An 11,985-nucleotide genomic window follows, 5' to 3' on the forward strand; every position below is an offset into this window, starting at 1 on the left:
GCTTTGCCTTAAAAGGCAATCGAGCAGGAAGCCCCCACTTCAAAATCGTAAGATTTAAGTGGTGGGAGCATGTCACTATTTCAAAGTCCAAGTGCGTTACCTGGCATATCTGCGAACCATGCAAGACTTTTAGTGAATGCGGGAATTTATAATATAGGTATACTGCGTGAGACATTAAAGAAAGATTTATGGACCAATACAATCCCAGGAATAGGAGATAATACAGGTAGTAAGATTGTGTATGCTATGTATAACGCCGAAATAATTGATGATAGTTTTGAAGCTTATAAAGAAGTCAGTGACAGGAAGTACTGTTTTGCAAAATATGCCAGGCTGAGAGAAGAGGCTGAGAATTTAAAAAATTGAGAGAGAAGCAAACATCGAATATTATAAAATGCGGATTTTGCTGAAGGAGGCAGCCGGTGTGATTTCTGTGTGAGGAGAAGAGTGAAAACCATAATCTGAACATATTGGGAAAAGTGATTGCAAAATATGATAGTATATAGTATAATAGAAGTCAGAAAAGATATAGGAAATAAAAATTCTTAAAATACAAATAATAGTAGTTTATTTACTAAAGAAGCTATGGATAGTATCATAAAAGATAATATTAAAGTTCAGTTTATAGATTCATTTTTTGCTAATGTTGGAAAAAATGCCGGATCTAAGATGATGAGTGCATTTAAGTGTGACAGGGTTCCAGCACTGGAAAATTTTATTGTTAGGGATTACAATGGTCAGAAAACAATGGTCAGAAAAAACCATATATAGTCTGGAATACAGACATTCAGATGATAGTTGGCTATTTTACACTGATTACGACTTGTATGGTTATTAAGCCATATGAAAAAGCAAATCCAGAACATACACAGGAGAAAGATGTTGAAAAAATTATTTCTTGTGTAGAACTGGAGCATTTTGCATTAAACGATGTTTATTTGAAATGGCTTGAGGATCATGGACATAACAACAAAGGAATAGGTAATGGTATATTTTATGAATACATTTGCGACATTGTTGCAGTGCTTTCATCACAAATAAATTTTTCTTATCTTGTATTGCATGCATATAATAATCCCAAAGTAATAGAAGCATACAGAAAAATGGGATTTAGAACAATGAAAGATGATGCGGAAGATATTGTTCCGATGCTATCAGATGTAAGGGCTCTCCATTGTGATTATGCAGGGGATTGTAGATTTATGTTTGAAGAAGTTGAATCAATATTATTTGAAGTGGTTAGGAGGAATGCTTATGTACAATAATTCGCCAAGTCCCATTATGGTAGTATCAGGAAAAACAGCACAAGAAATATTAAAAAAATCACAGAAACCTATAGGAGATTATACAGACGCTATAAATAAAGCAAGAGAAAGATTGAGAAAAGTAGGGGCAATTAAATAACGGGTAATTATCCGTACCTTACTTTTTGATTAAGCCGTCCTTTTTGGGGCGGCTTAAATTTTGAAATGGAAATGAGGTAGAGACAATGAATAAATTAGTAATCCTTGGAGCGGGCGGTTACGGAAATACGGTCAGAGACATAGCAGAACAGCTGGGTTATACGGCAATTACAGTTCTTGATGACAGTATTGCTGAACGGCCTCTGGCGTCATTTGTGGATTATCTTGAAGAAAATACAGAATTTATTCCGGCTTTCGGAAATAACGAATTTCGGATGGAGTGGATAAAAAGAATAGAGAAGGCAGGCGGCAGGCTGGCCACGTTGATTCATTCGACGGCTTATATAAGCCCAAAAGCATCAATTTATCCTGGAACAGTTATTCTTCCTCATGCAGTCGTTAACACAGATACGGTGGTTGAAAAGGGATGTATCATTAACCTTGCTGCTGTTGTAGATCATGGCTGTATCATAGAAGAGGGCGTACATATTTGTCTGGGAGCCATTGTAAAAGGTGAAAACAGGGTAAAAACTTTGTCAAAAATAGAAGCCGGAGAGGTAATAGAGGCCAGAAAATGGCATTGATAATTAAAAAAATGAAAAGATAAGCCCAGGAAATCTTTCCCACAGGCGAAACATGTGCTATAATAGTACGCGATAAGAATGAAAGATTCGAAAAAGTTCAGCTTTTAGAGGAAAAAGGAGATAAAAGAAATGAGTTTATTCACCAACAAAACACTGATGATTACCGGAGGAACCGGTTCTTTTGGAAATGCAGTTCTGAATCGTTTTCTGAAAACAGATATTGGAGAGATTCGTATCTTTTCCCGTGATGAGAAGAAGCAGGATGACATGCGTCATGAATATCAGGCAAAAATGCCGGAAGTGGCTGATAAGATCAAATTCTATATCGGAGACGTGCGGGATCTTCAGTCTTGTAAGAATGCGATGCACGGTGTTGATTATATCTTTCATGCAGCTGCTCTGAAACAGGTGCCCTCCTGTGAGTTCTTCCCGATGGAAGCAGTAAAAACAAATGTAGTTGGAACCGATAATGTGCTCACGGCAGCTATTGAAGAAGGAGTGGAGGCTGTGATCTGCCTTTCTACAGATAAAGCAGCTTATCCGATCAATGCCATGGGTATTACAAAAGCCATCGAAGAAAAAGTAGCCGTTGCAAAGAGCCGTATGTCCGGAAAAACAAAGATTTGCTGCACCCGTTATGGAAATGTTATGTGTTCCCGCGGCTCCGTTATTCCTCTCTGGATCGATCAGATCAAGGCTGGAAATCCGATCACTGTTACAGAACCTTCCATGACCCGTTTTATCATGTCTCTGGATGAGGCTGTTGACCTTGTTCTTTTTGCATTTGAAAATGGACAGAATGGAGATCTTCTGATTATGAAAGCACCGGCCTGCACAATTCAGACCCAGGCAGAGGCCGTATGCGAACTCTTTGGCGGCAAGAAAGAAGAAATCAAAGTAATTGGTATCCGTCATGGAGAAAAGATGTATGAGACTTTACTGACAAATGAAGAATGTGCGAAGGCAATTGATATGGGTAATTTCTATCGTGTACCGGCAGACAACCGTGGTCTGAACTATGATAAGTATTTCAAGGACGGAGATGCAAAGAGAAATACCCTGACTGAGTTTAACAGCAACAATACGAAGCTTCTGAATCTGGAAGAGACAAAAGAGACCATTTCCAAACTGGCTTATATTCAGGAGAGACTGGCAGAAGACTGAGAACGGAGATCCCGCTGGAGGAAATAGAAAAATGGAACACAATTTTACCTGGAAGAATAATGGAAGAACAAAGCTGTGTATCGGACTTGGAACCCGTCCGGAGATTATCCGTCTGGCAGCTGTGATTAAGAGATGCAGAGAGTATTTTGATACCTGTGTTATTTACTACAATCAGAACTGGGACAAAAATCTGTCTACAGTTTTCTGGGAGGATTTTGAGCTGAAAAATAATGCAGGGAAGTTTGGTCCGGATATTCTGGTGCCGGTTGTAGGCGAGAACCTGGGCGTGACCTGTGGTAACATTCTTGGAAGAAGTTACGAACTCCTGAGTGAGCTGAATCCGGATGGTTATCTGGTGCTTGGAGATACTAATTCCTGTCTTTCTGCAATTTCAGCAAAACGGCTTCATATTCCGCTGTTTCATATGGAAGCTGGTAACAGATGCAAGGATGAGTGCCTTCCTGAGGAGACAAACAGAAGAATTGTAGATGTAATTTCTGATGTGAATTTATGCTATTCCGAATTTGCCCGCAAGTATCTGGCAGACACCGGCCTTCCTAAAGAGAGAACCTATATGACCGGTTCTCCGATGGCAGAGGTACTGCGAGGAAATCTGGAAAAAATTGAAGCTTCTGATGTGTTGAATCGTCTGGGACTTGAGAAAAACAAATACATTCTGCTCAGCGCCCACAGAGAGGAAAATATTGATACCGAGAAGAATTTCACCAGCCTTTTTACCGCAATCAATGCACTGGCGGAGAAGTATGATATGCCGATTCTTTATTCCTGCCATCCGAGGAGCAAGAACAGACTGGAAAAGAGTGGTTTTAAGCTGGACCCGCGTGTCCGGGTAAATGAGCCTCTTGGTTTCAATGATTATAACTGCCTGCAGATGAATGCGCTGGCAATTGTTAGCGACAGCGGAACCCTGCCGGAGGAGAGCAGTTTTTATCTGAGCATTGGCCATCCGATTGCAGCTGTCTGCATTCGTACTTCTACAGAGAGACCGGAAGCACTGGAAGCAGGTGATTTTATTCTGGCCGGAATTACCACGAAGGAACTTCTGAATGCGACGGATATGGCGATTGAGATGAAGCAGAAAGGTGTTCTTGGAAAGCCCTGCCCGGATTATGTGGATGAAACGGTATCCATGAAGGTTGTCAGAATCATTCAGGGTTATGTCAATGTAGTTAATAAGATGGTATGGAGAAAAGGATGAAAATATTAGTGACCGGAGCAAAGGGTATGGTGGGAACCGCCCTTTGCAATAATCTGAAAAATATTAGAGATGGAAAAAACAGAACCAGGCCGAATATTGCCATAGATGAAATTTATGAGTATGATCTGGACAGCACGGACGAGGAACTGGATGAATACTGTGCGAAGGCAGATTTCGTGTTTAACCTTGCCGGGGTAAACCGTCCGGAGAATCCGGAAGATTTCATGAAAGGAAATTTCGGCTTTGCTTCCCAGCTTCTGGATACTTTGAAAAAGCATAACAACAAAGCAGGTATTATGCTGAGTTCTTCTGTACAGGCGACCTTGGCTGGCCGTTTTGGAAACAGTGAATATGGCAGAAGCAAAAAAGCGGGAGAAGAATTATTTTTCTCCTATGGAGAAGAGACTGGTGCACCGGTATATGTGTATCGTTTTGTGAATCTGATGGGCCACTCCAGACCAAAGTATAACAGTGCGATTTCTACATTCTGCTGGGCCGTAGCCAACGATGAAGCTTTTACGGTAAATGACAGAAGTACAGAGCTGGAAGTTCTTTACATCGACGATCTGGTAGAAGGCATGTTTGACCTGCTGGAAGGCAAAGAACAGCATTGTGAGTTTGACGGTGTGGAGACCGTTTTAAAGGAAGATGGCAGATATTGCTGTGTGCCGGTAACACATAAGGCAACTCTGGGTGAAATTGTAGATCTTCTGGAAGAGTTCAAACAGCAGCCGGTAAGTCTCTTGATGCCGAAAATGCCCGAGGGATCTTTTGCTAAGAAGCTTTTTTCACTCTATCTGACTTATCTCCCTGCAGAGAAGTTCAAATATGCGATGAAAATGAACTGTGATGACAGAGGAAGTTTTACTGAGCTGGTACATACGACAGACTGTGGTCAGGTTTCCATTAATATCAGTAAGCCTGGCATTACCAAAGGCCAACACTGGCATAACTCTAAATGGGAGCAGTTTATCGTGGTTCATGGCCATGGCCTGATCCAGGAAAGAAATATCAATACAGGAGAGCTGGTAGAATTTGAAGTAACCGGAGACAAAATAGAAGCCATCTACATGATCCCCGGCTGGACGCATAATATTATCAATCTCTCTGACACCGAAGACCTTGTAACCGTTATGACCTGTAATGAAATCTTTAACCCGGGCCATCCGGATACCTTTTTTGAAAAAGTATAAAAATTGGGGCTGCCGCATTAGCGAATATTTTTGGCTGAGTGGCAGCCTCGCTTTAATAGTATTAAAAGTTCTACGATGTGAATTGCTAAGATTTTAAGAAAAAATTGAGGGAAGTTTAAAGTTGCCAAGGGGAGGGAGAAGTTAGTGCATTATAAAGTTTTTATAGACACAAACATATATGACGGAGCAAATTATTCGTTTCAGAATGCTGCTTTTTCTGCGATCAGGAGCAGGGTAAAGAACAAAGAACTGGAACTTCATATCAATTCTGTAGTTGAAGGGGAAGTAAAGAAACATATTGTCAGGGATGTGAAAAAAGCCTCAAAAGAACTTCTCGGTGCCGTGAAAAACCCAAAGCTGGCAGGATTTAAAAATATTTCAGGCTTCAAAGAACTGCTTCAGGTTCCGGATCCTGGAGAATGGGCAGAAAAAACAAAGGAAGAATTTGAAAAATTGCTTTTGGAATGTCAGTGTAGGAGAATATCGGTCAATGGAATAAATGTAGAAGCAATCATGGCGGATTATTTTGGGCAAAAGCTGCCTTTTGAAGCAAAGAAGCCGGAAGAATTCAAGGATGCAATAGCGGTAGCTTCTATTATTCAGGAGATGGATAATCTGTCTGAAGAGGAATTATATGTTGTTATCTCAAATGACACGGGCTTCAGAGAAGCAGTGAAAGAAAAGGCAAAAGAGCCGAAAAACTTGATTGTATATGATTCTTTAAACAGTTTTGTGGAGTTCCTGGCGATGACAGACGATCTGGCAGCAAATCTGAAATTGTTTTTTGATAATGGTGGGGCAGAAAAAGAAATTATCGAAGCGGTGAAGGAAGTAGTTGATAATGCAGAAATAGAAATAGAAAGACAGGAATTTGTCTGCATTGATGATCTGGAAGTAGTCAGTATTGATGATATTCAGTACGAGGTTTCTGTCCTTGATGTTGAATGTGGAATTGCCACTGTGTCCGTAAATGTAAACTGTATAGTTAAGGTGTGGTATGACTTTACAGATGAAAATCAGTCTTACTGGGATAAAGAGGAACAAGGTTACCTCTGGCAGACGGTGGTTGAGTTGGAGGATACTTACTCTCTGGATTTTGATATGGAGCTTTCATTTGATGTATCAGACTGGCTGCCATCAGTTGAAGATCACCAGAAAGTTATCCTTAAAGAGTGTGTGGATTTTCCGACGAAGATAGTGCTGGAGGAGCATTGTTTAATAGAAACGGAAGATGTGAGAGAATAAAGGGTGAAAACCGGAGAAAAAGCCCCGCAATTGAAGTAACTTACGGGGCTTTTAAGATAAAAAGTTAGTTGTTTAAATAGTGATACACCATGGAGGAAAGATTGCGGATATGGGAAATGCTGTAAGGATTCGTGTCTTCTGAAAAAATACAGATGATTTTTCTATACTTCATATACACACCCCCAAAAAAGTCTGTAGTTACTTTATTATAATAAATCTTTGAAGAAAAAGATAGTATTGATTGTCAGGAGTTAATAATAATATAAGTCCTTTGACCCTGGAAAACTATGGCGATGGTGCGATGTGAAAAGTGAGAAAGAGGGCTTGATTTTTCTTTCTTTCTTTTTTATAATAAAAAGAAAGAAATGGGAAAGAAAGGAGCGTAGCATGTTATTATTTGAGAACCAGAATATCGAGTTTAAGCAAGAGTATGTTCCTGACATACGAAAAGAAGTGATAGGTTTTGCAAACGCAGAAGGTGGTACGGTTTATGTTGGCATCAGAAAAGACGGAAAAGTTTTGGGTGTAGAAGATCCAGATGGTGTGATGCTCCAGATTGTAAATTCGTTAAAGGACGCTTTGGCTCCGGATATAATGCCCTTTGTCAGAGTTAATTCGGTGGAGATAGAAGGAAAGCAGGTTGTTGAAATTAATGTGACTACAGGAACAAATCGGCCATATTATCTTCGGGAAAAAGGATTAAAGCCTAGCGGGGTATATGTAAGAAAGGGCAGTTCTACACAACCGATGACGGAAGAAGGGATTCGGGAAATGATCCTTCAGAATAGTGGCAGATCCTTTGAATTATGTAGGAGCATGAATCAAGAATTGACTTTTCATACTCTTCAGGCAGAGATGCAGAAGCGGTTGATTGAACTTGGAACTTCACAGATGCGAACACTCAAATTGATTGGGGAAGACGGTTTATATACAAATCTGGCGTTACTATTATCGGACCAGTGTGAGACAACCACAAAGGTAGCACTTTTTCAGGGGACGGATAAAGAAGTGTTTCGAGATAGAAAAGAATTTACAGGGTCTATTTTGAAACAGCTGGAAGAGGTTTACCAGTTTATTAATCTGCTTAATAAAACGAAAGCAACATTTTCGGGATTAGATCGAACAGATATGAGAGATTATCCAGAAGAAGCGGTAAGAGAATCTTTATTGAATAGCATTGTTCATCGAGACTATTCTTTCAGCGGAAGTAATCTGGTTAATATCTATGAAAATAGAATGGAATTTGTTTCTCTTGGAGGTCTTGTGTCTGGCCTGGAATTGAAATCTATTTTTCTGGGTGTCTCACAGTCAAGAAATCCAAATCTTGCGGCTGTTTTTTATCGTATGAGATTGATAGAGAGCTATGGTACGGGAATTGGGAAAATAGAACGCGCATATAAAACTTACCAATTTCAGCCGGAATTTGAGACTGCAAAGGGTGTTTTTCGTGTGACACTTCCGAATAGAAATGAGAAACAAGAGAGAGAAGAGCGGGCAAAGGATCATGTGGATACCATGGTTTCCCTGAACGAACAGAAGAGTCTCATAGTTCAGTATGCGAAGGAAAATGGCAGTGTTACGCGGAAAGAAGTAGAAGATTTGATCGGTGCAGGAACAACAAAAGCGTTCCGATTGCTCAAAGAGCTTTGTGAAGCTGGCAAACTTGAACAAAAAGGAAAGGGAAAACTGAGTACCTACGTTATTAAATAGTTTCCTGGATGATTACTTGACAGGGGATTGTTATTTCTGTTATGAATATCCGAAGCATAAGTATCAGGGGCATTTGAATAAACAGAATCTTGTCAAACATTTCTCTTAACTTCCTGTAAAATTAACTCTCGATTCAAAAGAATGGCTTATTTATGCGGTTTATTCAAGATATGTAGTTAATGATATGAGAATTAATTACCTCTCGAGAGTTAACTTATAAAACAGCCACAAATCCATTATTATAAGGTTCTCGTACAGTCGAGAGTTAATTCATCAGGAAGTTAACAATGTATGAAGTTTTATGCTGGAAGTAAAGTAGAAATGCAGCTGCAGTACCTGTTAATTGTTTTAGCATATATTCAGGCGGGTGTCGTTAAAAATACCCACCTGAATCATGCCATATCTGGAGAAATACTGAAAATGGAATGCAGTCATAGTTGTGTTTGAGAAACAGAATTACTGCTTTTGAAACAATGCCATGACCCGAATGAAATTTTTAGAGATGAGAGAGAAAAAAGTATGATTTTTAAAGAAGACTATCAGTCAGATTTTTCATTCCTGTTGTTGGTGACAGTAAGAGGCTGTGTTCAGCAGTGGGAGAAAGCACCTTCCTGGTTTGCTGGCGAGACGGTGGAAGTCCTTAACCTGCTGACAAAGTTACGGGAACGGGTCTGCACCCTGGACAGGCAGGAGACAGGATATGCCAACGATGTGGTGCAGGAAATATCAGTACTGACTGCACGGATGAAAAAATACTGCTATGGTCAGAAAAACTAAAACTTTTCAAATTTATTAGTGGCTTTTTCTACATAATATACTTGAAGTATTTTAAAATTCATATTACAATGACAAGAGCGATATTTTATACGCTGAAAAAGCAGGAAAGGAGAAGCGAAAATTTGGTGAAGGAATCAAATAATGTACAGGAGAAAACGGCAGGGTCTTTTCTCAATAACAGACCGGAACAGTCAGGTGAAGTGATAGATTTGCTGGAACTCTTCTGGGAACTGGTGAAGCACTGGAAGCATATTTTGCTGGCCATGCTGATCGGAGCCGTGTTGGCGGGCGTTTATTACCTGGTCGGTGTCAAACCTTCCTATCAGGCAGATGCTTCCATTTTTATTACCAACAATGAGTCTGTGATTACGGTTTCCGACCTGCAGCTGAGTTCTGAGCTGACAGAGGACTATGCCAAGATTATCAAAAGCCGTAATGTATTAAAACAGGTTATCAAGGATCTGGATCTGAATCTGGATTATCGGGCTTTAAACAGACTGGTTTCTGTTACAAACCCGGATAATTCCCATATTATTACCATTACCGTGAGCTGCGGGGATATGGAGCTGTGCAGAGATATCGCCAATTCCCTGATGAATATTGGCCTGGAGCGAATCTATCAGGTAATTGGAAGCAGTGAACCGACGATTATTGATTTTTCAGAGGCAGAATCAGTGGAGGAGATCACACCTTCCCTGACAAAGTACCTGGCAATGGGATTGATTCTTGGAATGGTTCTTGCCTGCGGACTGGTCTGCATGATTTATCTGACAGATACCACGATTAAGACAGAAGATGATTTGAAGAAGTACCTGGGTATTCCTGTACTCAGCATTGTGCCTTACTACGAAGAGAAGGAAGAGTAACAGATGGATAGAGAAAGCAATTATACAGAAAGAACATTTTTTCAGGGCCAGCCGACAGGAACCGGTTTTGAAGGAAGACGGGCAGAGATCATCCATCCCACTATTGCGGAGGTGCCTTCCCGGGTAAATGAAGCCATTAATATTTTACGCGGTAATATCCAGCTTAGCGGCAGCAATATCAAAGCCATTGCTATTACCAGTGCGCTGGCGAACGAGGGAAAATCTTCGATTGCCTTTCGTTTTGCCAAAAGTATGGCAGGACTGGGTAAGAAGACCATCTTTATTGACTCTGATATCCGAAATTCCATTATACAGAGCCGTTACGGAATCGTTGGAAAAAAGAAAGGTCTCAGCGAGTATCTGTGCGGCAGCATCAGCAAGGACAAGATCATATACCGTACCGACGACAATTGTCTGGATATGATTTTTACGGGTGCACTGGCCCCTAATCCCAGTGAGCTGGTATCAGGACCGCTGTTTCAGGAACTGATGGAGTATGTGCGTGGACTATATGATTATGTGATCGTGGATACCTGTCCATTGAACCTGGTCATTGACGGCCTTCTGGTTGCCAAACAGTGCGATGGCACTGTGCTTGTAGTAGAGAGCGGAAAAACAGACCGCGCTCAGGCAGAAAAAGCCAAGCAGCAGATGCAGTATGCGGACATACGAATCCTCGGAGCCGTTCTAAACAAAGCTCCGGTACATGAGAAGCGTTATGGCTATAGTCATTATGGATACGGCTATGGTTATGGCTACGGATATGGTTATTATGGCGAGAAATCAAAGTAAAAGAAGAAAAGGAAAGCACCGGAGACGGAAAAAGCTGTGGCGGAAGCGAATCCTGATTGGTATTTTGCTTTGCCTGGCAGCAGGTGCTGCTGCGTCAGCTTTTATCTGGTCAGAACAGAAAGAGCAAAATTCCCTGCAGGTAACAGCAGGAAATGCTCATGATGTTGGTAGCGATTACCGAAATATTCTTTACAAGGGCGAAAAATATCAGTATAATAACCGTGTGACAACCATTCTCTATGCAGGTGTGGATTCAACCGGAAAGATGGAATCAAGCGTGCAGTACAGCGATAAAGCCAGGGCAGATACAATCGCACTGGTAGTAATGGATGAGACGAATCAGAAGATGACGATTCTCTCCATCAATCGTGATACGATGACAAAGGTTCGCAGATATACGTTGAATGGAAATGATAACGGACTGTATACAACCCATATTGGTTTTGCGTACAGTTATGGAGATGGCGGCAAGGTAAGCTGCGAAAACCTCTGCGAGGCAGTTTCGCTTCTGTTGTCGAACGTTCCTGTAAAGCGTTATGTGGTGACAAATCAGGATTCCATTCCTTATATTAACAGTCTTGTCGGTGGAATCACTCTTGTGGTTCCAAACAATGATCTGAGTAAGCTGTATCCTGAGCTGACAGCAGGAGCGGAAGTTACGCTGACTGATGAAAACGTCAAGCCTTTTCTTCAGAACCGTGATACTTCCGAGAGCTTCAGCAACGAAGGCCGTATGGAAAGACAGAAGGCCTATGTGACAGCTTATATAAACAAACTGAAGTCCATGAGTACGAAGGAGCTGGAAAAAACCTGGGATTCTCTGGATGAGATGAATGATTATCTGCAGACCAGCATCACCAAAAATCAGTATTTAGAGCTGATAAAGACCATGCGGAAGATGGATTTCACAGAAGATAATTTTGTGATACTTCAGGGAACCGATCAGGAAGGAGAACTTCATGATGAGTTTTATGCAGATCAGGAAGCGCTTCTGGATCTGATCGTTGACCTGTTTTATAAAAAAGTATAAAG

Annotated in this window: 13 protein-coding genes; all 13 read left to right on the forward strand. The window is 40.9% G+C overall.

All coding sequences use genetic code 11. From position 1 onward, the window contains the following. Positions 1 to 69: 69 nt before the first annotated feature. The 13 genes from LKD71_RS14045 to LKD71_RS14105 all read left to right on the forward strand — a co-directional run bounded on the left by LKD71_RS14045 (position 70) and on the right by LKD71_RS14105 (position 11,983). Positions 70 to 366: a hypothetical protein gene (locus LKD71_RS14045; protein ID WP_227615938.1), complete on the forward strand. Its 297-nt coding sequence runs from the start codon at positions 70 to 72 to the stop codon at positions 364 to 366. Between the two features lie 461 nt (positions 367 to 827). Beyond that, complete coding sequence (locus LKD71_RS14050; protein ID WP_227615939.1) at positions 828 to 1,265, forward strand: hypothetical protein; 438 nt, start codon at positions 828 to 830, stop codon at positions 1,263 to 1,265. After that, a complete protein-coding gene (locus LKD71_RS14055; protein WP_227615940.1) occupies positions 1,255 to 1,404 on the forward strand; it encodes a hypothetical protein in 150 nt (49 codons plus the stop codon). The genes LKD71_RS14050 and LKD71_RS14055 overlap by 11 nt, the downstream gene beginning before the upstream one ends. Positions 1,405 to 1,489: 85 nt before the next feature. Further along, a complete protein-coding gene (locus LKD71_RS14060) occupies positions 1,490 to 1,987 on the forward strand; it encodes a PglD-related sugar-binding protein (protein ID WP_227615941.1) in 498 nt (165 codons plus the stop codon). Positions 1,988 to 2,116: 129 nt separating this feature from the next. Beyond that, positions 2,117 to 3,151, forward strand: coding sequence for a polysaccharide biosynthesis protein (locus LKD71_RS14065; RefSeq protein ID WP_227615942.1), 1,035 nt, complete (start codon positions 2,117 to 2,119; stop codon positions 3,149 to 3,151). 31 nt (positions 3,152 to 3,182) lie between these two features. Next, entirely contained in the window at positions 3,183 to 4,370 is a 1,188-nt protein-coding gene (locus LKD71_RS14070) for a UDP-N-acetyl glucosamine 2-epimerase (protein ID WP_227615943.1), read from the forward strand. Further along, a complete protein-coding gene (locus tag LKD71_RS14075; RefSeq protein ID WP_227615944.1) occupies positions 4,367 to 5,563 on the forward strand; it encodes a polysaccharide biosynthesis C-terminal domain-containing protein in 1,197 nt (398 codons plus the stop codon). The genes LKD71_RS14070 and LKD71_RS14075 overlap by 4 nt, the downstream gene beginning before the upstream one ends. 144 nt (positions 5,564 to 5,707) lie before the next feature. Beyond that, a complete protein-coding gene (locus LKD71_RS14080; RefSeq protein WP_227615945.1) occupies positions 5,708 to 6,808 on the forward strand; it encodes a PIN domain-containing protein in 1,101 nt (366 codons plus the stop codon). Between the two features lie 303 nt (positions 6,809 to 7,111). Further along, positions 7,112 to 8,518 carry an RNA-binding domain-containing protein gene (locus LKD71_RS14085; RefSeq protein WP_227615946.1) on the forward strand — a complete coding sequence of 469 codons (1,407 nt, stop codon included), beginning with the start codon at positions 7,112 to 7,114 and terminating at the stop codon, positions 8,516 to 8,518. A gap of 519 nt (positions 8,519 to 9,037) precedes the next feature. Then, positions 9,038 to 9,295, forward strand: a complete 258-nt coding sequence (locus LKD71_RS14090) for a hypothetical protein (protein ID WP_227615947.1) — start codon at positions 9,038 to 9,040, stop codon at positions 9,293 to 9,295. Between the two features lie 125 nt (positions 9,296 to 9,420). Then, positions 9,421 to 10,161 (forward strand): YveK family protein, encoded by a 741-nt coding sequence (locus LKD71_RS14095; protein WP_227615964.1) that lies wholly within the window; start codon positions 9,421 to 9,423, stop codon positions 10,159 to 10,161. A gap of 3 nt (positions 10,162 to 10,164) precedes the next feature. Continuing rightward, on the forward strand, positions 10,165 to 10,953 hold the full coding sequence (locus tag LKD71_RS14100) for a CpsD/CapB family tyrosine-protein kinase (RefSeq protein WP_227615948.1): 789 nt from the start codon (positions 10,165 to 10,167) through the stop codon (positions 10,951 to 10,953). Next, positions 10,880 to 11,983: an LCP family protein gene (locus tag LKD71_RS14105; RefSeq protein WP_227615949.1), complete on the forward strand. Its 1,104-nt coding sequence runs from the start codon at positions 10,880 to 10,882 to the stop codon at positions 11,981 to 11,983. The genes LKD71_RS14100 and LKD71_RS14105 overlap by 74 nt, the downstream gene beginning before the upstream one ends. Positions 11,984 to 11,985 lie beyond the last annotated feature (2 nt).

The organism is Fusicatenibacter faecihominis (assembly GCF_020686945.1).
GTDB classification, from domain to species: Bacteria; Bacillota; Clostridia; order Lachnospirales; family Lachnospiraceae; genus Limivivens; species Limivivens faecihominis.

What these genes read in the sequence shown, in the direction of transcription:
- LKD71_RS14075 (WP_227615944.1), top strand. Translation starts at nt 4,367, where the DNA reads ATGAAAATATTAGTGACCGGAGCAAAGGGTATGGTGGGAACCGCCCTT.
- LKD71_RS14070 (WP_227615943.1), top strand. Translation starts at nt 3,183, where the DNA reads ATGGAACACAATTTTACCTGGAAGAATAATGGAAGAACAAAGCTGTGT.
- LKD71_RS14065 (WP_227615942.1), top strand. Translation starts at nt 2,117, where the DNA reads ATGAGTTTATTCACCAACAAAACACTGATGATTACCGGAGGAACCGGT.
- LKD71_RS14050 (WP_227615939.1), top strand. Translation starts at nt 828, where the DNA reads ATGGTTATTAAGCCATATGAAAAAGCAAATCCAGAACATACACAGGAG.
- LKD71_RS14090 (WP_227615947.1), top strand. Translation starts at nt 9,038, where the DNA reads ATGATTTTTAAAGAAGACTATCAGTCAGATTTTTCATTCCTGTTGTTG.
- LKD71_RS14055 (WP_227615940.1), top strand. Translation starts at nt 1,255, where the DNA reads ATGTACAATAATTCGCCAAGTCCCATTATGGTAGTATCAGGAAAAACA.
- LKD71_RS14100 (WP_227615948.1), top strand. Translation starts at nt 10,165, where the DNA reads ATGGATAGAGAAAGCAATTATACAGAAAGAACATTTTTTCAGGGCCAG.
- LKD71_RS14060 (WP_227615941.1), top strand. Translation starts at nt 1,490, where the DNA reads ATGAATAAATTAGTAATCCTTGGAGCGGGCGGTTACGGAAATACGGTC.
- LKD71_RS14105 (WP_227615949.1), top strand. Translation starts at nt 10,880, where the DNA reads ATGGCTATAGTCATTATGGATACGGCTATGGTTATGGCTACGGATATG.
- LKD71_RS14045 (WP_227615938.1), top strand. Translation starts at nt 70, where the DNA reads ATGTCACTATTTCAAAGTCCAAGTGCGTTACCTGGCATATCTGCGAAC.